The sequence below is a fragment of the Bradyrhizobium sp. 192 genome, assembly GCF_023100965.1.
Classification (GTDB): Bacteria; Pseudomonadota; Alphaproteobacteria; order Rhizobiales; family Xanthobacteraceae; genus Bradyrhizobium; species Bradyrhizobium symbiodeficiens.
On sequence record NZ_CP064690.1, the window covers coordinates 7,375,460 to 7,398,951 of the forward strand.

24 protein-coding genes are annotated in these 23,492 nt (G+C 64.5%); 5 read left to right on the forward strand and 19 right to left on the reverse strand.

Going from position 1 to position 23,492, the window contains the following annotated elements:
• Positions 1-254: 254 nt before the first annotated feature.
• The 10 genes from tilS to IVB24_RS34660 form a co-directional block, all read right to left on the reverse strand.
• Positions 255-1,313, reverse strand: a complete 1,059-nt coding sequence (gene tilS / locus IVB24_RS34615) for a tRNA lysidine(34) synthetase TilS (RefSeq protein ID WP_247771027.1) — start codon at positions 1,311-1,313, stop codon at positions 255-257.
• A 72-nt stretch (positions 1,314-1,385) separates the two neighbouring features.
• On the reverse strand, positions 1,386-2,426 hold the full coding sequence (gene ybgF / locus IVB24_RS34620) for a tol-pal system protein YbgF (protein WP_247771030.1): 1,041 nt from the start codon (positions 2,424-2,426) through the stop codon (positions 1,386-1,388).
• A 201-nt stretch (positions 2,427-2,627) separates the two neighbouring features.
• Positions 2,628-3,116 carry a peptidoglycan-associated lipoprotein Pal gene (gene pal / locus IVB24_RS34625; protein ID WP_094976864.1) on the reverse strand — a complete coding sequence of 163 codons (489 nt, stop codon included), beginning with the start codon at positions 3,114-3,116 and terminating at the stop codon, positions 2,628-2,630.
• Between the two features lie 266 nt (positions 3,117-3,382).
• Complete coding sequence (locus IVB24_RS34630) at positions 3,383-4,141, reverse strand: hypothetical protein (RefSeq protein ID WP_247771031.1); 759 nt, start codon at positions 4,139-4,141, stop codon at positions 3,383-3,385.
• 188 nt (positions 4,142-4,329) lie between these two features.
• Positions 4,330-6,663 (reverse strand): EAL domain-containing protein, encoded by a 2,334-nt coding sequence (locus tag IVB24_RS34635; RefSeq protein WP_247771033.1) that lies wholly within the window; start codon positions 6,661-6,663, stop codon positions 4,330-4,332.
• 252 nt (positions 6,664-6,915) lie between these two features.
• Positions 6,916-8,259 carry a Tol-Pal system beta propeller repeat protein TolB gene (gene tolB, locus IVB24_RS34640; RefSeq protein ID WP_162308935.1) on the reverse strand — a complete coding sequence of 448 codons (1,344 nt, stop codon included), beginning with the start codon at positions 8,257-8,259 and terminating at the stop codon, positions 6,916-6,918.
• 41 nt (positions 8,260-8,300) lie between these two features.
• The gene (locus IVB24_RS34645; protein ID WP_094976860.1) at positions 8,301-9,260 is read right to left on the reverse strand and encodes a protein TolA; all 960 of its coding nucleotides are present in this window, start codon (positions 9,258-9,260) and stop codon (positions 8,301-8,303) included.
• A 4-nt stretch (positions 9,261-9,264) separates the two neighbouring features.
• On the reverse strand, positions 9,265-9,717 hold the full coding sequence (gene tolR, locus IVB24_RS34650; protein WP_140481147.1) for a protein TolR: 453 nt from the start codon (positions 9,715-9,717) through the stop codon (positions 9,265-9,267).
• A gap of 43 nt (positions 9,718-9,760) precedes the next feature.
• On the reverse strand, positions 9,761-10,477 hold the full coding sequence (tolQ, locus tag IVB24_RS34655; RefSeq protein WP_018317771.1) for a protein TolQ: 717 nt from the start codon (positions 10,475-10,477) through the stop codon (positions 9,761-9,763).
• A 433-nt stretch (positions 10,478-10,910) separates the two neighbouring features.
• Positions 10,911-11,675 carry a DapH/DapD/GlmU-related protein gene (locus tag IVB24_RS34660; protein WP_247771035.1) on the reverse strand — a complete coding sequence of 255 codons (765 nt, stop codon included), beginning with the start codon at positions 11,673-11,675 and terminating at the stop codon, positions 10,911-10,913.
• A gap of 324 nt (positions 11,676-11,999) precedes the next feature.
• Between IVB24_RS34660 and IVB24_RS34665 the strand changes: the two genes are divergently transcribed.
• The gene (locus tag IVB24_RS34665; RefSeq protein WP_140481149.1) at positions 12,000-13,163 is read left to right on the forward strand and encodes an acyl-CoA desaturase; all 1,164 of its coding nucleotides are present in this window, start codon (positions 12,000-12,002) and stop codon (positions 13,161-13,163) included.
• A 371-nt stretch (positions 13,164-13,534) separates the two neighbouring features.
• Here IVB24_RS34665 and IVB24_RS34670 read toward each other — a convergent pair whose 3' ends face one another.
• The 5 genes from IVB24_RS34670 to IVB24_RS34690 all read right to left on the reverse strand — a co-directional run bounded on the left by IVB24_RS34670 (position 13,535) and on the right by IVB24_RS34690 (position 16,357).
• Positions 13,535-14,026 (reverse strand): DUF2852 domain-containing protein, encoded by a 492-nt coding sequence (locus IVB24_RS34670; RefSeq protein WP_162308739.1) that lies wholly within the window; start codon positions 14,024-14,026, stop codon positions 13,535-13,537.
• Between the two features lie 118 nt (positions 14,027-14,144).
• Positions 14,145-14,885, reverse strand: coding sequence for a TetR/AcrR family transcriptional regulator (locus IVB24_RS34675; protein ID WP_094976855.1), 741 nt, complete (start codon positions 14,883-14,885; stop codon positions 14,145-14,147).
• Between the two features lie 130 nt (positions 14,886-15,015).
• On the reverse strand, positions 15,016-15,381 hold the full coding sequence (locus IVB24_RS34680) for a YciI family protein (RefSeq protein ID WP_247771038.1): 366 nt from the start codon (positions 15,379-15,381) through the stop codon (positions 15,016-15,018).
• Between the two features lie 56 nt (positions 15,382-15,437).
• Positions 15,438-15,842: a YciI family protein gene (locus IVB24_RS34685; protein WP_094976853.1), complete on the reverse strand. Its 405-nt coding sequence runs from the start codon at positions 15,840-15,842 to the stop codon at positions 15,438-15,440.
• A gap of 149 nt (positions 15,843-15,991) precedes the next feature.
• On the reverse strand, positions 15,992-16,357 hold the full coding sequence (locus tag IVB24_RS34690) for a nuclear transport factor 2 family protein (protein ID WP_166476131.1): 366 nt from the start codon (positions 16,355-16,357) through the stop codon (positions 15,992-15,994).
• 308 nt (positions 16,358-16,665) lie between these two features.
• On the opposite strand from IVB24_RS34690, the gene IVB24_RS34695 reads away from it, so the two are divergent.
• The 4 genes from IVB24_RS34695 to IVB24_RS34710 all read left to right on the forward strand — a co-directional run bounded on the left by IVB24_RS34695 (position 16,666) and on the right by IVB24_RS34710 (position 20,562).
• Entirely contained in the window at positions 16,666-18,330 is a 1,665-nt protein-coding gene (locus IVB24_RS34695) for a PAS domain-containing methyl-accepting chemotaxis protein (protein WP_094976851.1), read from the forward strand.
• Positions 18,331-18,437: 107 nt separating this feature from the next.
• The gene (locus IVB24_RS34700; RefSeq protein WP_247771040.1) at positions 18,438-19,226 is read left to right on the forward strand and encodes an SDR family oxidoreductase; all 789 of its coding nucleotides are present in this window, start codon (positions 18,438-18,440) and stop codon (positions 19,224-19,226) included.
• 130 nt (positions 19,227-19,356) lie between these two features.
• Positions 19,357-19,794, forward strand: a complete 438-nt coding sequence (locus IVB24_RS34705) for a hypothetical protein (protein ID WP_140481155.1) — start codon at positions 19,357-19,359, stop codon at positions 19,792-19,794.
• Positions 19,795-20,199: 405 nt separating this feature from the next.
• Entirely contained in the window at positions 20,200-20,562 is a 363-nt protein-coding gene (locus tag IVB24_RS34710) for a hypothetical protein (RefSeq protein ID WP_247771042.1), read from the forward strand.
• 111 nt (positions 20,563-20,673) lie between these two features.
• Here IVB24_RS34710 and IVB24_RS34715 read toward each other — a convergent pair whose 3' ends face one another.
• The 4 genes from IVB24_RS34715 to IVB24_RS34730 all read right to left on the reverse strand — a co-directional run bounded on the left by IVB24_RS34715 (position 20,674) and on the right by IVB24_RS34730 (position 23,412).
• Positions 20,674-21,087 carry a VOC family protein gene (locus IVB24_RS34715; protein ID WP_166468129.1) on the reverse strand — a complete coding sequence of 138 codons (414 nt, stop codon included), beginning with the start codon at positions 21,085-21,087 and terminating at the stop codon, positions 20,674-20,676.
• A gap of 29 nt (positions 21,088-21,116) precedes the next feature.
• The gene (locus IVB24_RS34720) at positions 21,117-21,656 is read right to left on the reverse strand and encodes an SRPBCC family protein (protein ID WP_247771043.1); all 540 of its coding nucleotides are present in this window, start codon (positions 21,654-21,656) and stop codon (positions 21,117-21,119) included.
• An 89-nt stretch (positions 21,657-21,745) separates the two neighbouring features.
• A complete protein-coding gene (locus tag IVB24_RS34725) occupies positions 21,746-23,047 on the reverse strand; it encodes an RNA polymerase sigma factor (RefSeq protein WP_247771045.1) in 1,302 nt (433 codons plus the stop codon).
• Positions 23,044-23,412 (reverse strand): YciI family protein, encoded by a 369-nt coding sequence (locus tag IVB24_RS34730; RefSeq protein ID WP_166468127.1) that lies wholly within the window; start codon positions 23,410-23,412, stop codon positions 23,044-23,046. The genes IVB24_RS34725 and IVB24_RS34730 overlap by 4 nt, the downstream gene beginning before the upstream one ends.
• Positions 23,413-23,492 lie beyond the last annotated feature (80 nt).

Consider the following 23,492-nt stretch of genomic DNA (forward strand, 5'->3'; position numbering starts at 1 on the left):
CGTGGTCGCGCGGATCGCGGCCTCATCCTTGGGCTTTACGAGGAAATCCCCAAGGAATCCTCATCGTTAGACGAATACAATTTAGGTGCCGCCCCGGTCGCTGCCAAGGGAACGAGATGGGACTATTTATCCCATCTTAGAGCGATTCCCGCTGAAATAATGGCGACCCGGCCGGGGTTTTTCCTGCCTGGTTAAGGTGACCTGACGTTAGCCGCCCGGAAACGGCCGGTGTCATGATCCGCCCTCGTCCGTGCCTATCCGCCCTGGCGACGCCGGGCCGGCGCCGGCGCGATGTGGATACGCCCGCCTGCAAGGCTGATCAAGGCTCCCGCAAGGGTCTGCCGCAAGGCCGGCCGGCCCTTTGCGCCTGCGCGAGGGCTTGCGGCGATGGCCTGGTCGAGCACCGCGAGGAGGGATTCAACCTTGCCGAGTTCCGCCGGCCCTTCGTGCCCGAGCGCGTTGATGGCGCGCAGCAGGAGCCGCAGCCGGACCTCCTCCGGCAGGACCGCGAAGGCCGAGGCCTCGAAGCTTCGCACGCCGACCTGCGACGCATCGCCGCGATCCCGCAAACGGAGGAAGCGCTCGGCGCCGTCGGCCAGCAGCTCGACCGCCGCATTGGCCCGCGCCAGCCGGGCCGCGAGCCGCACCAGCGTGCGGGCGTCGCCGCCCTCGGCCGCAAGCAGCGGCAGCAGCGCGCGTAGCCGCGGCCGGGTGAAGGCGGTGTCGCGGTTGGTGGGATCGTCGGCAAAGCCGATTCCGGCCCGCTTCAAGGTCGCGATCAGCTGCGCCTTCGGCACCTCGAGCAGTGGACGCGCCAGCACGATCCCGTCGCGCTCGCTGAGGGACGCCATTGCCGACAGCCCGGCAAGTCCGCTGCCGCGCAACAGGCGCATCAACAGGGTCTCGGCCTGGTCGTCGCGGGTATGAGCGGTCAACACGTGGCTCGCGCCGACGGCACGCGCGGCCTGCGCAAGCAGGCGGTAACGCGCCTCGCGCGCCGCCGCCGGCAGACCCGTCGTCGGCTTTGCACCGCGCCAGCGCAGGGTCCGGTGCGGCAATCCGAGTTCGACGGCGAGCCGCTTGACCTCACGCGCCTCGCGCGCCGCCTCTCGCCGCAGGCCGTGATCGATCGTAACGACGGTGAGAACCGGGCCGCGCGCGAGGCTGCGCCGCCAGCGCGCCGCAAGCCACATCAGCGCGACCGAGTCGGGGCCGCCCGACACGGCGAGCACCAGCGCCGGCGCGCTCTTCAAGCCGGCGAAGAGCCGCCTCGCCTCGCGCGTCGAGATCGGAGAATTGTCGTCGTCTGACATGACGCTGCCCCAGCAATGCCGGCACCGTTTTAGCGCAACGCCATCGGCCTTGTCAGCGCTCGACGTCGCGGGTCAGCACTTCACCCGCTTCTGCTCGCGGTCGACCGCGGCTTTGACGCCGGCGGAGGCGCGCGGATATTTGCGGCCGACCTCGCCGAAGGCGGCGCAGGCGGCCTCCTTCTCCTTCAGCGCGGCGAGCGACTGGCCGAGCCGCAGCAGCGCATCCGGGGCCTTGGCCGATTTTTCGTATTTGGTGGTGACGGCGAGGAAAGCTTCCGCGGAGTCGCGGTATTGCTGGCGCTGGAAGTAGCTTTCGCCGAGCCAGTATTGCGCATCCCCGAGCAGCGGGTCGCTTGGATATTTCTGCGTGAAGTTCTTCATGGTCTGCTCGGCGAGCGCATAGTCCTTGCGCTGCATGTAGCCGATGCCGAGGTCGAACTCGTCACGCGGCGTGGCCGAGGGCGGAAGCGTCGTCAGGGCCGGAGCGCCAGCGGGCGCCGGATTGCCCTGCTGGACCGGCGGATAGGCCGGCTGCGCCGGCGCCGCGGCCTGCGGATAGCGACCGCCATTGTTGGAGAGATCGAGCGGCTCGCCCGCGTTGCGCCCACCCGGGGCTCCCGCGGGCAACGGCTGCTGCCCGCCGCCGAGCGCACGCGGCGCGCCAGGCGCATTCGGATTCTGGTTCGGGTCGAACGCATCGCCGCGACGGCTTCGCCCGGGCGCGCCGGGCGCCGGCTGCTCCTGAACGATCGGCGCGGGAGACGCAATTTGCGGCTGCTCGTAATTCGGCTGCACGGCCTGCTGCTGCGGCTGCTGGCGATAGCCGGGCGCGACCTGACCTGGTCCGATCTGGGCGGGCGGCATCGCCGCGACGTTGGGCGCCTGTCCGGGCGCGCCTTGCGTGCCGCTCTCGAGCGCCCGCAGCCGCTCTTCGAGCTGGCGGTTGCGGTATTGCAGCTCTTCGTTCTGGCCGGTGAGCTGGCGCAGCTGGTTCTCCAGCCGCTCGATCCGCATCTCGGGATCGTCATCGGTCTGGGCGAAGACGGGCGACCACAAGGGGAGCAGCGCGGCGATGGCCACGGTGCCGGTAAGAACCTTAAATCTGGATGACATCTTGCCCTGACGACGAAAGCGAAATGGCCTGCGACGGAACATGCGACGCGCCACACATTGAGGGGGAGTACGCCAAAAATGTGTCTGGCACCACGGGGATTCTGTCACGGATTGCTGAAACGAAACCGGCGCCCGAGAGGGCGCCGGCATAATCGGTTCTGCAAGATGAACGGTGCCTGACCGAGTGTCAGTATCCCGGCGTCAGGAGCTCGCGTTCAGCACGGTGACGGCGCGACGGTTCTGCGACCAGCAGGAGATGTCGTTACAGACGGCGACCGGCCGCTCCTTGCCGTAGGAGATCGTGCGCATGCGGTTCGGATCGATGCCGCGCGAGGCGAGGAACGAACGCACCGACTGGGCGCGGCGGGCGCCGAGCGCGATGTTGTATTCGCGGGTGCCGCGCTCGTCGGCATGACCTTCGATGGTGAAGCTGTAGCGCGGATAGCTCTGGAGCCACTGCGCCTGCTTCTCCAGGGTCACGATCGCCTGCGGGGTCAGATCGGTCTGGTCGCTTTCGAAGAACACGCGGTCGCCCACGTTGACGACGAAGTCCTGCTGGCTGCCCGGCGTCGCCGCATTGGCCATCGCATCCGTCGCGGCATTCTTGTTGGCGCAGGCGCCCATCGACAGCGCGACGGCGAGTACCGCAACCAGCTTCAATCCCTGGAGGATACGCATAGGATGTTTCATTCCGGAGCCTCCACGCTCACGTTAGTCAACTGCCGTCCGGTCTACAGGGGGTTGGTTAAGCGAACGTTCCGTCAACCTTGACGGAACCTTGCCTCAGCCGATCAAATGCCCCCAACCAGCGAAAAGCAACCGTCATGGTTAATGGGTTGTAAATGTGGCGCGAGGGTGAAGGCAAGTCGCCGGCCGGCAAAAACGCCGGCATTTGCCGGAATTTTGGGCGCAGGGCGTGATGTGGGACGACACGTAACCGGCAAAAAAGCCCAGGCTCAAGCCAGAGCCGCATCCGCGCCAACGCCGACTCGGGCGCGTGCGGCGTCCGCCACGAGCACCGGCCGCTGCGGCACCTGGCGCTGGCCGCCGCGCCCGAACAGCATACGCCGCTCGAAGGCGGTCGACCGCATGATCGGATATCGCTCGAACACCTTCTTGCGGAAGGTCGGGAAGTCCGCTGCCATCAATCCGAACGGCTTGGTGAGGCCGGGAACCAGCCGGGGCTCGGCGATGGTCTCGTGCAGGAACACCCGGCGGTAGAAGGCTTGATGCTCTGAACGCACGATGGCGAGGCCGAGATCGGCATTGAAATGCTCGCAGGCCATGTAAGCGAGACGGGTCGTCAGATAGGGCAATTCCGGAACCCGCTTGACCTGGTCGGGATCGGCGACGAAGCGGGTCGGGTCGATCATGACCTCGCCGCGATCGAGCCGCGGCATCAGGATGTCCGGGAAGACATCGGCCGAGGTGGACTCGCGCCATTCCGACGTCAGCACGCTGATGCGCACCGAGCTGCAGAGCTCGCCATGGAGATAGACGCCGAAGGTCCACGCGTTCGGCAGTTCGTCGTAGCGGTCTGTGACGCGTGCGTCCGCCGAAGGCTTGACGGCGCCTTCCCGCAGATAGGCGCGGTAGCGGAGATTGTAGATCTCCTCTTTCTCCGCGGCGGTTTCCGCAAGATGATAGTCGACGTCGGTCAGGAGCTCCGCTCCCCGTCCAACAGCCGAAATGACAGATCTGGCTGAGGACTGCATTCCAACTCCCTACCTACACACACGCCACGGCATCCAAAGCCAATCGCCGCAAGACAACTTGCACGGGCGCGGCAATTATTAACACTCTCTTAACAGGTATGCAAAGCAATCGAAGCGTTAAGGTTAACCCCGTAGCACTACGGTGAGCTGCAACAGCCTGAAATGATGGGACCTTTCGAGAAACGGGCTTAAGCGAAGGAGCGCGAGCTGGCGACGTGGAGCTGGCCTTCGCCGCGCCGTCCATGCGAGGCGTTGAGCAGCTGGCGCATCCGCACGGCGGGCACCGGACGGCTGAACAGATAGCCCTGCGCCTCGGAGACGGTGCCGTCGGCGCTGATCAGATCGAGCTGCTCGTTGGTCTCGATGCCCTCGACCACCACGGCCATGCCGAGATCGGCCGACAGTCGCGCCACGCCGCGCAGCAGCGTCAGCGGCCGGTCGGTGTCGATGCCTTCGAGGAAGGAGCGGTCGATCTTCACCTTCTGCATCGGGAAATTGTGCAGATAGCTGAGGCTGGAATAGCCGGTGCCGAAATCGTCGAGCGAGATGCGCACGCCGAGCGCGTGCAATTGCGACAGGATGTCGTGGGTGAGCTGGGTGTTGCGCAGCAGCGAGGACTCGGTGATCTCGATCTCCAGCCGATGCGCCGGCAGGCCCGACACTTCGAGCGCGTAGCGGATTTCGCTCAGCACGTCGCGCTGGTGGAATTGCTGCGGCGAGAAGTTCACGGCGACGCTGACGCCCTCCGGCCACTTCATGCATTCCATGCAGGCGCGGCGCAGGATCCAGCGGCCGAGATCGACGATCAGGCCCATGTCCTCGGCGACCGGAATGATGTCGACCGGCGAGACCGTGCCGCGCACCGGATGATTCCAGCGCAGCAGCGCCTCGCAGGTGGTGATCTTGCCGGACTTCAGATTGACCAGCGGCTGATAGAACAGCTCGAACTCCTCGTTGGCGAGCGCCTTGCGCAGATCGAGCTCGAGGATGCGGCGCGCCTCGACGGTCGCCGCCATCTCGTCGCGGAAGAAGCAGAAGGTGCCGCGGCCGTCGGCCTTGGCGCGGTACAGCGCCATGTCGGCGTTCTTGAGCAGGGTGTCGGCGCTGACGGCTTCGTCCGGCGAGGTCAGCGCGATGCCGACGCTGGCGCCGATCTCGACCAGATGATTGTCGATGCGGTAGCGCTCGCTCAACCGCTCGACGATGCGGCGGGCAAGCGCGGCGGCGTCCTCCGCCGAAGAAATGTTCTGCTGGAACACGACGAACTCGTCGCCGCCGAAGCGGGCGACGAAATCTTCGGGGCGCAGCATCTCGCGCAGACGGTTGGCGACCGCACACAGCAGCTGGTCGCCGCAGGGATGACCGAGCGTGTCGTTGACCTGCTTGAACTGGTCGAGGTCGACGAAGAGCAGCGCGGAGAGTCGCTCGGCATGATGCGAGTTCGCCAGCAGCCGCTGGATCTCGTCGTGGAAGCTGACCCGGTTGGGCAGTGCCGTGAGCTCGTCATAACGAGCCAGATGGCTGATGCGGGCTTCCGCAACGGTGCGTTCGGTGATGTCTTCCAGCAGCAGCACCGTGCCGCCGCCGGTCATCGGCTGGAACGTCCAGGCCAGCGTGCGGGCGCGCGAGGAGTCGGGATCGGCGGTGACGATCTCGCAGACCCGCGCATGCTCGATTTCGGCCAGGATCTGGTCGCCGCTCTCCGCCGAGATCGACCCGGCGGAAACGCAGGCCGAGACGATATCGGCGGCAGTGGCGCCGCGCTTGACGAGATCCTCGGGCAAGGCCATCAGCTCGCCGAAGCGGTGGTTCATCACCGCAAGGCGGCCGTCGGCGCGGAACATGCACAGGCCGTGCGGCATGTTGTTGAGCGCGGTGTCGAACTGGCTTGCCAGCGCGGATTCGCGGAAGCTCGAAGTCAGCGCCTTGACGAAGATCGCGTGCAGGCTGAGGTTGATGTTCTTGAGCCCGATGAAGAAGAACACCAGCAGGATGGCGAGACCGATGTGGTAAAATCCGCCGTGCAGCAGCAAGGCGAGCGACATCGGACCGCAGGCCAGCGCGACGTGCCACTGGATCACCCGGGGCTGCCCGTAATTGCGGGCGGCGCCGCCCGCGGTGTAGCCGATGCCGATGGCGACACAGAGCATGTCGGCGATCGGATCGTTGTTGTTGTAGATGACGACGAAGGCCCACACACCGAGCACCGCCGCATAGGTCAGCGCGCCGATCCAGTAACGCGGCGCGAGGTGCTTGGCCTCTTCGAATGACAGCGTCTGGGTGCGGTTCTCGTATCCGCGCATCTGGAACGCACGTGCGGTGCCGATGGCAATCAGCAGGAACGCAAGCGGCCACAGCCAGACGTCGCCCGTCTTCATCGCAGTCATCACCGCGGCCACGGCAGCAGAGGCCGAGCCCAGGAAGATCGCCCAGAAATTCTGCACCATGGAGTTGATGAGAGCGGCGTAGAGAATCGGCTCCAGCTCGTCTCGATCACTCTGCTTCTGGTCGGCCAGTTGCATTGGCTTGTTACGCATCCTGTTCGGAGCGTACTTTTACCCAGCCCAGATGAAGTCTTTCTGAGGGAACATCGTTAAAGTCGAGTTGTTTTTCGGTATCAGCGAACCGATTTCCGCTTAAATATCAAGCAACTAGGCAAGCCTTGCCGAGCCCAAGGTAAAGGAAAGCTTGCTTTGCACGGAGAAGTCGAAAAAATCGGCGCGTTTTTCGACAACATCGCGCATCCGAACGCGCGATGTTTTAGCGCTCTCTCGTCAGCCCGCCGTGGAGGATAGCAGCGGCGACCATGCCGGGTCGGAAGCGAAGCCCGGCGTCGGGACCTTGAGCTCGTTGCGGCCGGAGATGTCGACGCTGTACAGCGACGGCCCGCCATTGCCGCCGGGATCGCGGAAGAACATCAGCACGCGGCCGTTCGGCGAGAAGGTCGGGCCTTCGTTGTGGAAGCCGGAGGTGAGCAGCCGCTCGCCGGAGCCGTCCGGCTTCATCACGCCGATCGAGAACTGCCCGCCGCCCTGTCTCGTGAAGGCGATGTAATCGCCCTTCGGCGACCACACCGGGGTCGAGTAGCTGGCGTTGGTATCGTCCTTGGAGAACGAGATCCGCTGCGCCTGTCCGCCGCCCGCCGCCATCACATAGATCTGCGACCGGCCGCCACGATCGGACTCGAAGCAGATGCGGCTGCCGTCCGGCGAATAGGATGGAGACGTGTCGATCGCCGGCGTGTCGGTGAGGCGCGTGGTCGAGCGCGAGCGCAGATCCATCACGAACAAATTGGAATTGCCGCCCTGCTGCAGGCTCATGATGACGCGCTGGCCGTCCGGCGAGAAGCGCGGCGCAAAGGTCATGCCCGGGAAGTTGCCGACGATCTCGCGCTGGCCGGTCTCGATGTTGAAGAGATAGACTTTCGGATCGCCCTGGCCGAACTCCATGTAGGTGATCTCTTGCGAGTTCGGCGAGAAGCGCGGCGTCAGCACGAGGTCGGCGCCGCGGGTCAGATAGCGCACATTGGCGCCGTCCTGGTCCATCATCGCGAGCCGCTTGACGCGGCGCTCCTTTGGACCGCTCTCGTCCACGAACACCACGCGGCTGTCGAAATAGCCCTTCTCGCCGGTCATCCGCTCATAGATCTGGTCGGAGATGATGTGGGCGATGCGACGCCAATATTCCGGCGAGGTGAAATATTGCTGTCCCGCAAGCTGCTGGCCGGAGACCACGTCCCACAAACGGAATTCGGCCTTCAGCCGTCCATCTGACTGCCGCGTCATCCGGCCGGTGACGAGGGCCTGCGCGTTGATGGTCTTCCAGTTCTGGAATTGCGGCGCGACGTCGATGTTGCTGATGCGCTCGATGAAGGCAGCCTGGTCGATCGGCGCGAACAGCCCCGAGCGCTTCAGGTTGTTGGTGATGACCTGGGTCACACCATTGCCGACGTCGCCATCGGCGGGCGAGCCGGGCACGAAATTGGTGATCGCGATCGGGATCGGTTGAAACTCGGTCGGGTCGATACGAATTCGCGGCTGGGCCTGCGCGAAGGCCTTTCCGCCCCCAAGCATCGCGAGCGTCGATCCGGTCAGGGTCATGAAGCGGCGGCGGTTCATCGATCGGACGTCATTCATTGCAAAATTCTTTTGTTCGGATGTCACAACATATCTTTCAAGCCGAAAGTCATCGGAATGAGCTTCCAGCTCTCGTACTGCTGCTTCGGCATGAACGAGTAGGCCTGACACTGCACGATGGCGCGTTTGGCGCTCTCCGCCACCGCCTGGGCGATCGACCGTGAAGGTCCCCTCACCGCGACCACGATGGGTTCGGAGGCGAGCGAGCCATCGATCTTCATGGAGATGTCGATGTCAGCCTCGTATTGATCAGCATCCTGCCCATTATAGGTGGGCGTGAAGCAATGCTTGATTTTCTCAACGAACGCACCGCGCCAGGTCGCAACGTTATTGGAGGCCGTGCCCGTCGCTGCCCCCAGCGAAGCCGACGCATTCAGCGCCGAGCCGGTCTGCTCGTGCCGGGTCGCGGCGCGCTTGTCGAGGTCGCGCTGGATCTGCGCGGGATCGAAGCTGCGCTCCTTGGGCTTCGGCTGCTGCTGCGGCTGCACCGCCGCAACCTTTTGCTCCACATGCTTGGGCGGCGGCTTCTTGGTCTCCAGCTTCTTCTGCAACTCGGCGATCGGATCTTCCTTGGCCGGATCAGGTTTCTTCTCCTGCGGCTTCGGTTCTTCCTTCGGCTTCGCCTCGGCGACGGGCTTCGGCGGCTCGGGCTTCTTCTCCACCGGCTTCTCGGCCGGCTTCGGCGGCGGCTCCGGCTGCGAATTGGTCTTGATCAGCTCTTTCTTCTCGGTGACCTTGCCGACAGCGTCTTCCTCCGGCTTGGGCTCCGCGATCTTCTCCACCTTGGGCTTGGGCTCTTCCTTCTTGCCGGTCTTCTGCCCGGCCATCATCTTCGCGAGCTGATCGGTTGAGATGATGTCGATCGGGAGCGACTCTTCCGGCGCGATGTAGGCCTTGCTGCTGAAGGTGACGAGCCCCCATCCCAGCACGAGCACGTGGAGGGCAATCGACGCAACGAGTGTCTTGTCGACGTTCACCTTCACCGGCTTAGGATCCCTGATCCGCTTCCGTGACGAGGGCCAGCTTCTTGAACCCGGCACCGGACAATTGGCCCATCACCTTGGCCACCGTACCGTAATCCGCCTTCTTGTCGGCGCGCAGATAGATGCGCTCCTCGAGCCCGCCGCGGGCGTCGGTGATCGCCTTCAGCTTCGGGATCAGCTCGTTGATTGCGATCTCGGTGTCGTTGATGAACACCTTGCCATTGATGTCGACCGACATCTGGATCGGCTTCTGGTCGTTGTTTTCGAGGCTCTTGGCCTGGGTCTGCGGCAGGTCGAGCGGCACGCCGACCGTCAGCATCGGCGCCGACACCATGAAGATGATGAGCAGCACCAGCATCACGTCGACCATCGGCGTGACGTTGATCTCGGCCACGACCGGCTTGCGCCGGCCGCGGCGCCCGCCGCCTCCAGACGAACTCGCAACGTTCATCGCCATGATCGCGTGCCCAAATTGCCCTTCACACTATACATGCCGCCCGTCAGCCCCGCTCGTCGATCTGACGCGACAGGATGGCGGAAAATTCATCGGCGAAGCCTTCCAGCCGCTGAGCCTGCCGGTTCACCTCGGAAGTGAACTTATTGTAGAAGATAGTGGCAGGAATGGCGGCGATAAGGCCGACCGCGGTCGCAAACAGCGCTTCCGCGATGCCCGGAGCGACCACCGCCAAAGAGGTATTTTTCGACGCCGCGATCGACTGGAAGCTCGACATGATGCCCCAGACCGTGCCGAACAGGCCGACGAAGGGGCCGGCGGAGCCCACGGTCGCGAGCACGAGCAGGCGGCGTTCCAGCCGCTCGACCTCGCGGGCGATCGAGACGTTCATGACCTTGTCGATGCGCATCTGCAGGCCGGCGACCGAGCGGGCCTGGTTCTCGAACGAGCGCTTCCACTCGCGCATCGCCGCCACGAAACAGGCCGCCATCGAATGCGTCGGCTTGGCCGAGAGGGTGCGATAGAGCTCCTCGATCGATTCGCCGGACCAGAACGCCTGCTCGAAACGGTCCATCGAGCGGCGGGTGCGGGCAAACAGGAAGATCTTGTCGATCGCGATCGCCCAAACCCAGACCGAGCAGGACAGAAGTCCCAGCATCACCGCTTTCACGATCCAGTGAGCCTGCCAGAACAGCGCGATCAACGACACGTCCGCGGAAGCGGCAACCGGAAGGGCTGACTGAGCCACGTCGGCCGGATTCATAAGCAGTATCCTCTCAAGGCGATCGTTATCCGATGTACCGGCCAGCAAATGGCTGCCGGTTCCCCAATGGCCGCGCTAGAACCGGCGCGGCCGGCAAGCCCGCTCAAAGCCTTGTCTTTCTGGGTGCAGGGGCTCGTCCAAAGCCGGCCGTCTGCATTCCCTGCCAAGATGTCAAAACTATGGGCCTCGACCCCGAGACCTTGACCGTGGCCCCGACTTCGGGCTTTGGGCGCGACTGTCCGCCCTTACCTGAGCCCGGCGTTGGTTAATGCGGGGTTACCACAGGCGAATTTGGCTGCCGGAAAGGTAGGCAGCGCAGGAGGTTGGGGCGGGACCCCCCTCCCTTGGGAATATGTGGCCGGACATGTCCCGCCGACGATGCCTCCACCGCAATCGAGCCGGGTGCGCCGCATCCCCATGCCGCGATGGCGCGTCACGCCGCCGAGGCGGGCTCGGGGCAATTGGTCAGCCGCGCAGGATCACCGACTGCCGTGCAGCCACTTGGCACGTCATGGGTCACGACCGTGCCGGCTCCGACCTTGGCGAAATCGCCGATTCTGATGTCGCCCAAGATGGTCGCGCCGGCGCCGATATAGACGCCCCGGCCGATACGCGGCGAGCGCGTCGGCAACTCGCTGCCGCGGCCGATGCTGACATTCTGGAGGATGGTGACCTCGTCGCCGATCAGCACATCGGCGCCGATCACGATCCCGGTGGCGTGGTCGAGATACACGGACGCGCCGATGCTGGCCGCCGGGTGAATGCTGACCTGCAACAGGTTCGACGCCTCGTTCTGAACCAGCAGCGCCGCATCACGATGGTCATGACACCAGAGCCAGTTCGAGACGCGCCAGGCTTGCAGCGCGACATAGCCCTTGAAATGCAGCAGCGGCGCCAACAGACCGGCGATGGCGGGATCGCTGCGCACGATCGCCTGCAAGTCGCGGGCAGCAGCTTCGATCAATTCCGGCGCGCCACGAAAGGCGTCGAGAGAGAAGGACGTGAAACGCACCCGGCCTGCGGCGTCGCCGCCAAGCCTGCGCCCGATCAGATCGGCCAGGGCCGCGGCGAAACTATCATGCGCCAGCACCGCGTCGACAAGCGACTTGCCGAAGACGGGATCGAATGCGCACGCGCGCTGCGCCTCCTCGCGTATGTTCCGCCAGAGGCGATCGTCCGTTGCGGTCGCAGCTGCCATCAGGCCGCCTCCGGTGCTTGGGTGCTTCCTTCACGTATCGAATATAGGCCGTTGGCAACCCGCGCGCCACGCGGCGCTGCGGCATCGCGATACCCCGAACACCATGCCGCAGGTCCCCGTGAGGCTACGAGCTTGCGCGCCCAGTGTCTGCGACCATATATTTAGCAGAGTGTTCGGCCGACGCTGCTTTGGCCGGGATGTCGATACAAAGCAGCTCGCTCAAGCCCGCGCGGTGGTCCGCCATCCGCGGGTTTTTCGCACCCGGCGATGTTCCGCGCTGCCGACGCGAATCCCGGATCCCGTCACCTGAGGTCACGCCAAGACATGTCACCTAACGCTGCCGCCGACGACCACCACGACGACGTCATGTATCCCTCCGCCATCCCGTTCGTGCTGGTCCATCTCGGCTGCTTTGCGGCGATCTGGTCGGGCATCACGTGGCAGGCCGTCGCGATCTGCGGTTCTCTTTATGTCGTGCGCATGTTTGCGATCGGGGCGGGCTACCACCGCTACTTCTCGCATCGGGCTTTCGCCACCGGCCGCGTGTTTCAGTTCATCCTGGCCTGCCTCGCGCAAAGCACCGCGCAGAAGAGCGTGTTGTGGTGGGCGGCCAAGCATCGGCATCATCATCTGCATTCCGACACCGAACTGGACGTGCATTCGCCGCGTCAGCGCGGCTTCCTGTACAGCCATCTCGGCTGGATCTTCTACCGGGAACACGACGCGACCGACCTGGTGAAAGTCGGCGATTTCACAGTGTATCCCGAGCTGATGTGGCTGCATCGGCTGGAGCTGCTGCCGGCCTTCGTGCTTGCAGCGCTCTGCTTCCTGGTTGCGGGGTGGTCGGGTCTGATCGTCGGCTTCCTGTGGAGCACGGTGCTGGTCTATCACGCGACCTTCTGCATCAATTCGCTGGCCCATGTGCACGGACGCAAGCGTTACGTGACGGGCGACGACTCCCGCAACAACTGGCTGCTGGCGCTGGTCACCATGGGCGAGGGCTGGCACAACAATCACCACGCCTATCAGAGCAGCGTGCGACAGGGCTTTTACTGGTGGGAGATCGACGTCACCTATTACGTGCTGAAGGTGTTGTCCTGGTTCGGCATCGTCTGGAACATGAAGGCGCCGCCCGAACAGGTGCTGCGCAACGAGCAGCCGCTCGGCGCCCGTGTCATCAATCGGGCAGCCCGCGAGCTTGCCGGGCGCTTCGACGCGCCGAAGCTTGCACATGCGATCTCTTCGGCGCTGCACCGGGCCGATCCAACCCAGCTGCAGCTGCCGACGCTGCACGACATCCTCAATCGTGCGCATGACGGCGTCGACGCGCTGACCCACCTGCATCTGCCGAGGATCCCGACCCGCGAGGAGTTCCTCGCCGAGGCCAAGGCGATGTTCGCGCGGACGCGATCACTCAACGAGATCGTGGATCACGCCTACGAACACTTCCTGGCTTCCGTTCGTGCACAGCTCGTGACGGTGCGCTGAAGCTCGCGGCCATGCGACGGGATTCGCTTGGCCTTCGTCGGCGATTCGGCCATCCGTTGAGGAACGCGATCGCCAGCGGCACCAGGCCTCCGAACCGGTCGAACAGGTCCGAGACGCGGTCGAGCAGCGCGATGCGTTGCGTGGTCTCGTTGCATCCAGCGTCGGCCATGGTCATACCCGTCGGCGCGCGGAAAGCGCGCTGCTGGGGCTTAATCGGGGCTCGCGCGGATTGGGTTCTACGGCGCTTGGCGAGTTGGCGGTGCCCCCAAAACCAAACCGCCCGCCTGCGGGTTGCGCAGACGGGCGGCTCGGGGCCATCAGGACTTTGGGGGCATGCGCCTGAAGGCTTTGAGAGGCATCAGGCTTGAAGGTCAGCCCTGCTGCTGATCGGTCGGCGGCGGGGTCGGACGCGTCTTGTGCTGCGCCATGAACTGGTCGAACTCTTCCTTGTCCTTGGCGTGGCGCAGACGATCGAGGAAGTTCTTGAACTCGACCTGCTCTTCCTCGAGCCGCTGCAGCGTTTCAGAACGGTATTCGTCGAAGGCGCGGTTGCCGGAAGACGGCGGACCGAAGCCAAAGCCGAAGCCGCGGCGCTCCATGCGACCGCGCATGCGGTCCATCTTGTACTGCATCCGCTCCATCTTGTTCTGCCAGCGGTCCTGATTGCTCCAGCACGACATTCTTCTGCTCCCGAGTGTGAAAAAGAGAAGGGCGAGTCCGATCGGCCACCAGATGATGAAGCCGAGGATGGTCACGGCGATCCAGCCCGGATGCCAGGGCGTATCGAGCATGCGGGGACGCTCGTACTGTTGGTGTTGGTCCGAAGGGCCGCGCCAGCGATTGACATCAGCGGTGTAGGCCATTTCCTTCTCCATGACGGCATCGGCCGTTGTGAATGTAAATAACATTTACATAGCTAGACCATCCCGCGATTTTGTCAAGCCGGCCGCCTGACACGCCCGCGTGATTATTCGCGTAATTTTATTTCGGCTTGCCCCAAGGCCCGCCGGGCGGAACGCCTGAACCGGAGGACGCCTCCGGCGGCACCGGCGGCGGCTCGGCCCCCTTGGCCGGAGGACGGCGGTCGGTCGGGAAGCCGAGACCGCGCAGATAGATCAGCACCTCGGCCTCCAACAGCTCGTCCGGCGACATCGGCAGCTTTCGACGCGCGGCGTCGCCGCGGGAGAACAGCGAGGCGACGCCGTGCGCCATCGACCAGATGTGCAGCGCCATCATCATCGCCGGCGGGCGCGGAATGCCGGGCGGCGCCAGCGCCGCAAGCCGCTCGGCGGCGGCACGAATGATGTTGAATGCGCGCTCGCTCGCGGCCTGCAGCGCCGGATTGGCATCGACCGGCAGGCCGGACTCGAACATCGCTGCGTAGAAGGCGGGCTCCTCGCGGGAGAAGGCGAGATAGGCCCTGCCGACGCGCTCGAACGCGGTGACCGTGTCGGGCCGCCCGTCGTCCCAGGCCGCAGTCAGGCGCGCCTCGAACTGCTCGAAGCCGCGCTGGGCGATCGAAGACAACAACTCGTCGCGGTCGCGGAAATGCCGATACGGTGCCGCCGCGCTGACGCCGGCCATGCGTGCGGCATCGGCGAAGGTAAAGCCGGCCGCGCCCTTCTCGGCGATCAGCCCAAGGGCGGCCTGCAGAAGTGCTTCCTTCAGATTGCCGTGATGATAGCCGCGCTCGGCGCGGCCCTGCTCCTTGCGCCAGCTCATGTGAACGACGTTTACATGAGACGGGTGTGAAGGTCACTAGCGGCGACGAGGCAGGATTAACCCCGGACTTCCACCGTCATGCCCGGGCCGATGCGTCGGCATCGCGCCCGGAACGGGTCCGCCACCGAAGCTACATCTGCGGAATCGGCAGGACCGGCATGACTTCGATGGCCTCGCCCGGGAAGATCGCAAAATGCGGATGGTTCTCGAACAGTTTTCCCGCTTCCTCCAGCGAGGCGGCCCGCACCACCGTGAAGCCGGTCAGCGCATTGCTGATCTCGGTGATGCCGCGTCCGTCGATCCTGCGGGTCTTGCCGAGCGGGCCCCCCATCTCGACGATGACATCCTTGTGCTTCTCGACCCAGCCGTGCCAGGCGGCCATGCCCTCGCGCTCTTTCACCTTCCGTTCCGCCTCGGGCATCGCATGCCAGGCCTTCATTTTTTCGCCGCTCATGCTGCCGAGATAGACGGCGAGGAAGTTGTGTTGGGTGCTCATCGGTCTCTCCGTTGTTGAGTCTTGATGCGCCCGCGCTCTCATCGCGACCATTGCGGCTATTGCTTCAGGTCGCCAAACCCGGCGGCGGCGGCCTGCACGTCGGGTGGAAAATCGCTGATCTCCTGCACCTGCCTGATCTCGATGATTTCGTTGGGCGAGGCCGGGCACCGCTTTGCCCAGGCAATCGCCTCGGCCCGCGAGGCAACCTCGATCATCCAATAGCCGCCCAGCACTTCCTTCGCTTCCGTGAAAGGGCCGTCGGTGACGATCGGCTGGCCGGTCGCGAACGACACCCGCGCGCCCATCGACGGTGGATGCAGTCCGTCGAGCGTGATCAGCACGCCCGCGTCCTTCAGCGCCTCGTTGTAGCGCATCATCGCCGCGACGCGCTCGGGATCGAGTTGCACGTCCGGCGGCGCGGCTTCGTAGCCGAGCGGGATCATCAACATCATGAATCGCATGGGTCGTGTCCTGGGTCGTGTGCTGCCTTCTGCGGTGGTTCCGGGATGCGCCGTGAGGTGCAGGCCCGCTCGCCTTCAAGACGAATGAACTCTCGCGGAACCGACACGCCCCGCAGGAAATAATCAGGAGGCACCCGGCCCTACCGGCCCTAGCGCGGCTGCGGCAGGAAACGACCATCCTGCCGGGCAGCGCCGAAATAGACGTCGATGCGCCGAACCTTGCCGCCTGCGAAGGTAAGGAACTCCGTGTTGCGAAAACTCCTGCCATCCGTCGCAAGGCAGAGATAAGTGACGAAGGCCTCCTCGCCCCGGACGAAGATGCGCTCGATGTCATGCCGTGCGATCCAGCCGGTGTCGCCCCAGCAGCGTTCGAAATAGGTCGCCTTGCCGAGGTCGTCATCGAACGGGCTGGTGAAGCGGAAATCGTCGGACAATGCGTCGGCGACCCGCTGCCGGTCGTTGGCGAGATAGGCGGCGAAGAGGTCTCGGATCAGGCGCTCGCAGTCGTCGGACATGCGGGTCTCCTCAGTGACGTTCCCTGGAAGACGGATTTGCACCCTGCCGAGCCGACATCGCCCGCCACGACGCAATTGCGTGTGAAAAATAATGCCGTTCATTTCCGTACAATTACGGCCCGCCTTATGAACTCCGCCGTGCATATGGAGCGAGAATGCCAAAAGGTAGAAATAGATAGGCCATGCACGTGGAATTACGGAGAGGCGGCAAGGGTTTACATTTGATCAACAAGCCCATGCAACTTTTCGTCTCAGGGGACGATTATGGCGCCCCCGTCGATTCACTTGGATCATTGCGGGGGACTTACGTGTTCAATTTCCAGAGCAAGAAGGTCAGGCACGCCGTCGCGGAGGTCGAGGCGCTCGACCGCTCGCAGGCTGTGATCGAATTCGGTCTGGACGGCACCATCCTCGATGCCAATGAAAACCTGCTCAAGATGAGCGGCTACACGCTCGCCGAGATCAAGGGCAAGCACCACAGCATCTTCGTCAGCCCCGCCGAGCGCGAGAGCGCGCGCTACCGGGACTTCTGGGCCAGCCTGAACCGCGGCGAGTTCCAGACCACGCAATACAAGCGTTTCGGCAAGGGTGGCAAGGAAGTCTGGATCCACGCCTCCTACGCGCCGTTGCGCGACGAGAACGGCAAGGTGGTCAGCTTCATCAAGTTCGCCACCGACATCACGGCGTACAAGATCAAGACCATGGAGGATTCCGGCAAGATCGTCGCGATCAACCGCGCACAGGCCGTGATCGAGTTCAATATGGACGGCACCATCGTCACCGCGAACGAGAACTTTTTGACCGCAATGGGCTACTCGCTCGACGAGATCAAGGGCAAGCATCACAGCATGTTCGTGACGCCCGAAGATCGCGCGAGTGCCGGCTATGCCGCGTTCTGGGCCAAGCTGAACCGTGGCGAGTTCGAGGCGGCCGAATACAAGCGGCTCGGCAAGGGCGGCAAGGAAATCTGGATCATCGCCACCTATAATCCGATCCTCGACGAGAATGGCAAGCCATTCAAGGTGGTCAAGTTCGCAACCGACGTCACTGCGCAGAAGATGAAGGCGGCCGACAATGACGGCCAGCTCGCCGCGATCCAGAAATCGCAGGCGGTGATCGAGTTCAACATGGACGGCACGATCCGCACCGCCAACGAGAATTTCCTGAAGGCGATGGGCTATTCGCTGGCGGAGATCAGGGGTCAGCACCATTCCATGTTCGTCGAGCCGAACGAGCGGAATTCGCCGGCTTATCGCCAGTTCTGGGAGACTCTCAACCGCGGCGAGTACCAGGCGGCGGAATACAAGCGCATCGCCAAGGGCGGGCGGGAGATCTGGATCCAGGCGTCCTACAATCCGATCCTCGACCTCAACGGCAGGCCCTACAAGGTGGTGAAATACGCAACCGACATCACCGCGCAGGCGATCGGCCGCAAGAAGGCCGACAATGCGCGCGGGCTGATCGAGGCGGTCGCGGCCGGCAGCGAGCAGATGAGCGCCTCGATCCGCGAGATCTCCGAGACCATGGCGAAGTCGCGCGAGAACTCCAAGGTCGCGACCAACCGGGTCGAAGCCGCCGACGGCCAGGCCCAGAAGCTGACCGCGGCCGCACATGCCATGAGCGGCATCGTCGAGATGATCTCCGGCATCACCAGCCAGATCAACCTGCTCGCGCTCAACGCCACGATCGAATCCGCGCGCGCCGGCGAAGCCGGCCGCGGCTTCGCCGTGGTCGCCTCCGAGGTGAAGAACCTCGCGAACCAGGCCAAGCAGGCGACCGACACCATCACCTCCGAAATCGACGCGCTGAACGTCATCTCGGGGGACGTCGCCAGCTCCCTGACTGCGATCAAGGCCGCGATCGACGGCGTCAACGAGTTCATCGCCTCCACCGCCGCCGCAGTCGAGGAACAGAGCATCGTCACGTCGGACATGTCGGCCAACATGCAGCGCGCCTCGGCGGAGCTTTCGTAGAAAACGGCCTTTATCGATCTCCGTCCTTCTTGCCGCAACGAAAGCGCAGTAAAAGGCGCTGGCCGCCCGTGCGGTTTCCGTTTCCGACAGAAGGACAAGATCAGCCCATGCCTGCTTCTCCGCAAAAAGTCGCCCTCGTCACCGGAGCCGCGCGCGGCATCGGGCTTGCGACCGCGAAAAAGTTCCTGGGCGAGGGCTGGCGCGTGGCGCTGCTCGACATCGAGGGCGAGTTGCTCGGCCGGGCGGTCGCCGACATCGACCAAAGCGAGACGACGCTGGCGCTGACCTGCGACGTCTCGGATTCGGCCGCGGTGAGCGATGCAATGGAGGCGATCGAGCGCCGGTTCGGCCGGCTGGATGCGCTGGTCAACAATGCCGGCATCGCGGTGTTCGCGCCGCTGATGGAAACGTCCGAGACCGATTGGCGCCGCGTGATCGAGGTCAATCTCACCGGTCCGTTCCTCTGCACCAAGGCCGCGGTGCCCCTGATGCGCGAGGGCCATGGCGGCGCCATCGTCAACATCACCTCGATCTCGGCCGTGCGCGCCTCGACGCTGCGCTCGGCCTACGGCACCAGCAAGGCCGGGCTCGCACACCTCACCAAGCAGCTCGCGGTCGAGCTCGCCTCCCTCAACATCCGCGTCAACGCGGTCGCGCCGGGACCGGTCGACACGGCGATGGCGAAGCAGGTGCACACCAGGGAGATCCGCGCCGACTATCACGACGCCATTCCGCTCAACCGCTACGGCCTGGAGGAGGAACTGGCGGAAGCGATCTACTTCCTGTGCTCAGGCAGCGCGAGCTACATCACCGGACAAGTTTTGGCCGTGGATGGCGGCTTCGATGCGGCAGGCATCGGCCTGCCGACGCTGCGCGGACAGCGCCGCAACGGCTAGGCACGGAAATTGTAGGTTGGGCAAGGGCGCGCAAGCGCCGTGCCCACGACTTCTCCGGATTTGCGGCGCCAATGGTGGCCACGCTACGCTTTGTTTGCCCCCCTACGGATTCAAGCTTGTGGAGTACTCCATGCAACGCGCTGCTTTTCTCAACGCCCTGATGCTTGCGTCCGCGCTGCTCGCCACCGCGCCTGCGTCAGCCGAAATCCGCATCATCCAGTCTCCGGGTGGACAGGTCGGGCCGTTCCTCGATCTGTTCGAGAAGGTGCGTGAGAGCGGCGAACGCGTGGTGATCGACGGTCCCTGCCTGTCTGCCTGCACGCTCGTGCTGAGCATCGTGCCGGGCGAGCGCATCTGCGTCACCAGGCGCGCCGTGCTCGGCTTCCATGCGGCGCGTTCGGTCGACCGGCGCGGGCGCTTCTATGCCGAGCCGGAAGCATCGGTCGCGGTGCTTGCCGCCTATCCCGGCCCCGTGCGCGACTGGATCAGCCGCCGCGGCGGCCTGAGCTCGCGGTTGCTGCTGTTGAAAGGCCGCGATCTCGCCGCGATCTATCCGCGCTGCCGGTGAAGAACCCAGTCACCACACTTTGGCCAGCTTCAATAAAGAGTCTGAATCACCGGCGCCAGCTTCATGCTGGCGCAGATGAGCATCCCCCAAAGAGCAAAATTGATCTGTAGCGCCGCCACCATCGGTCGCTTCCCTTCCAAGTGACGTCCATCCCGGTTTGAAGCTTTTATGAATCACGAATAGCGATTCTGACGTGCAGAGCACAGCCCAATTTTGCGTCAATTGTTGTGCGATGCAGTCCGCGGGGTTTCACGAATTGGCCTCACTACGCCCGCAAAGTGATGCGATTCGTGAGTTCATTCCCTCAGCCATGCTGGCCCATTCGGTTTGCCTTGAGTTCCATTTGATCGACGCAGGTTCTCCACACGGAGCCTTGCGGATCGTGCACTGAATTCTGGATCCGGCATGATACGACGCGGCTTCATCTTGCTCGCTTTCTGCACGGCGCTGCTTGGCTGTGCAGTCGCACCAGCGCAGGAGCGTCGCCTGATCGCATGGGATGGCCTCGGCCAAGACCCCAACAAAGGCTCGAACCGCCCTCACGCCGCGAAGCGGCGCGCGAGGAACTCCGCGCCCGCGGCAACTGATCCCAACCAAGAACGGGAACGCGTGCTGGGCACCTTGCGGCCATACTCGGAGGCGTGGTGGGCGGTCCATGACGAGATCGAAGCGGAGAACGACAGGCAGCTCGGCACCAAGCTCGTGATCTGTCCTCGATGCGTTCAGGCGCCGCAGCGAGGCGAGGACTTGACCGGCTCGATCCGTTGAGCGCGCTCGCGGCAGATCCGGGTATGACGCGATAAATTCAAGCGTCCCCTCTCCCGCAACGCTGGAAAGAGGGGATCGCGACTCGACAGATCACGCAGGCGGTCGCGCCCGTCACATTCCTTCGGCCGGGCAGTTCACCATCCAGGGAATCCCGAACTTGTCGACGCACATGCCAAAGCCCTTGGCCCAGAACGTCTTGCTGAAGGGCATGGTGACGGACCCGCCGTCTGCGAGCGCGTTGAACTTGCGCTCGCCTTCCTCGGTATCCTTGACCGTGAGCGAGATCGAAAAGCCTTGAGCCTTGTTGAAATGCTCTGGCGGCGCATCGGAGGCCATCAATACGCTGCCGTCGGGTAGCGACATCCGCGCATGCATGATCGTCTTCTCGCGACCGGGCGCGGCGGGCACGTCCGGAGGCGCCTCCGATGACCGCATCATCGCATCGATCTTGCCGCCGAGCGCCTTGGCGTAGAAGTTGAACGCCGCTTCGCAATTGTCCTGATAGAACAGATAGGGGTTGAGCATCGTTTCTCTCCTCTTCGTTTGCAGTAGGCTCATTGCTTCTCGGTGAGCTTCTTCAGGCCGGCGAGGCCGGCCTCGAAATCCTTGCCGATCATGCTGTCCATGTTGATGAAGACCTGCATGACCTTGGACAGGAACGGGGCCGGACCGGACATCGCCCATTTCACCAGTGTCGCATCGCCTTGCGGCATAAAGGTGAACTTGGCAGTGTTGTGGCCTTCGAACGGACGTTCGAAGTCGAGCTTGATGCGGAGCTTTGACGCGGGATTCGCCTCGAGGATCTCCATGTGGCCGGCGCCGACATTGTTGTTGCCGTCCCAGGCGTAGGTCGCGCCTTTCCCTGCCGCAGCTCCACCGAAGGTGCGCTTCATGGCGGGATCGCGGCCCTCATAGGGGGACCAAGCGGTCCAGCGGTGGAAATCGGCGACCTGCGGGTAGATCGCGCCCGGCGGCGCCTTCACCGCGAGGCTGCGCTCGACGCGAAAGGTGTCGGGTTTGGTCAGAGCAAAGGCGAGGACGCCCGCAATTCCAACGGCGAGTACGACGGCGATGACGGCAATGGCTTTCAGCATGGTTGGCTCCGTGGATACGGACCTAGGACGATGCGAGGGAGCCGGGACCGACAACTCGACTCAAGATTTTTCCCGCGTCGTCCCGGGTGTCACGTCGCCTTCGCGCCCTGCCTGGCGCCGCCATTGGCCTGCTTCGGCTGGCTGTCCCGGATCAGGCGATCGATGTGCATGCGAATGTGGGCGGCTTCTGCGGAGGTGTTGGCAAGCGCGATGGCGCGGTCGAAGGCGACGCACGCCTCGTCGTTGCGGCCGAGCTGCATCAGGAAGGCGCCGCGCACGCCGTAGAAATGGAAATAGTTGGCGAGCTTCGAGGCCAGCGGCTCGATCAGATCGAGCGCGGCCTGCGGTCCGCGCACCTTGGCGACCGCGACCGCGCGGTTGAGCGTCACCACAGGAGACGGCTGCACGACCTCGAGCGCGCCGTAGAGCAGGTCGATCTGCGCCCAGTCGGTCTCCTCCGGCGTCGCCGCGCGGGCATGCAGCGCGGCGATCGCGGCCTGGATCTGATAGGGCCCGCTGCGGCGATGGCGCATCGCCTTGTCGATCAGCGCCAGCCCTTCCGCGATCATGGTGCCGTTCCACAGCGAACGGTCCTGGTCGTCCAGCAGGATCAGCGAGCCATCGGCCGCAAAGCGCGCGGCACTGCGCGCATGCTGCAGCAAGATGAGCGCCGTGAGGCCCATGATCTCCGGCTCGCTCTGAAACAGTCGTAGCAGCAGGCGGGCCAGCCGGATCGCCTCCTCGCAGAGCGGCTTGCGGATCTCCGCGGTGTCGCCGCTCGCCGAATAGCCCTCGTTGAAGATCAGATAGATGATCGCCGCGACACCGGCGAGCCGCTCGGAGCGCTCGATTGCGCCGGGCGCTTCGAACGGCGTGCCGGCCTCCGCGACCTTCGCCTTGGCGCGGGTGATACGCTGCTCCATCGCCGCGTCCGAGACCAGGAAGGCGCGCGCGATCTGCTTCACCGTGAGGCCCGAGACGATGCGCAGCGCCAGCGCGATCTGCTGCGTCGCCGGCAATTGCGGATGGCAGCAGATGAACATCAACCTCAGGATATCGTCGCGGTAGTGCGAGCCGTCCAGCCGTTCGGCCAGCGCGCCTTCGGCGTCGTCGAGATCGGAAATCGCCTGGTCGTCCTCCGGCAGCGGCTGCTGCTTGCGGGTCCGGCGCACCTCGTCGATGGCGGCATTGCGGCCGACCATGATCAGCCAGGCCGCAGGATCGCGCGGCGGCCCGTTCTGCGGCCAACTCTTGAGTGCGCGCAGGGAGGCGTTCTGGAACGCCTCCTCGGCGGTGTCGAGATCGCGGAAATAACGCAGCAGCGCGCCGACCGCCTGGGGTCGCGCCGAGGTCAGCGCGGTCTCGATCCAGGCGGTGTCGGCCTCGCTCACGTGGAAAGTCCTCCGGGCCGGAACACGCCGACGGGACGCACCTCATAGGCGCCACCGGGATTGGCAGCACCAAGATCGCGCGCGACGTCGAGCGCCTCGTCGAGATTCTTGCAGTCGACGATGTAGAAGCCGAGCAACTGCTCCTTGGTCTCGGCATAGGGGCCGTCCAGCACCAGCGGCGGATCTTCCTTGCGCAAGGTCGCCGCTGCCGTGGTCGGCAGCAGTCGCGCCACCGGCCCCAGCCGGCCCTGCTGGGTGAGCTTCTCCTGCACCACGGCGAGCTTCTTCATCACGGCCTCGTCCTGCTCCTTGCTCCAGGAGCCGACGAAGTCCTCATCGTGATAGCAAAGGATGGCGTAAAGCATGGCGGCGCTTTCCTCGAAGGCTTGATTTGAAGACGCGCCAATATGCCCCGCCCCGACAGCGCTGCGGAAATAATTTGCAG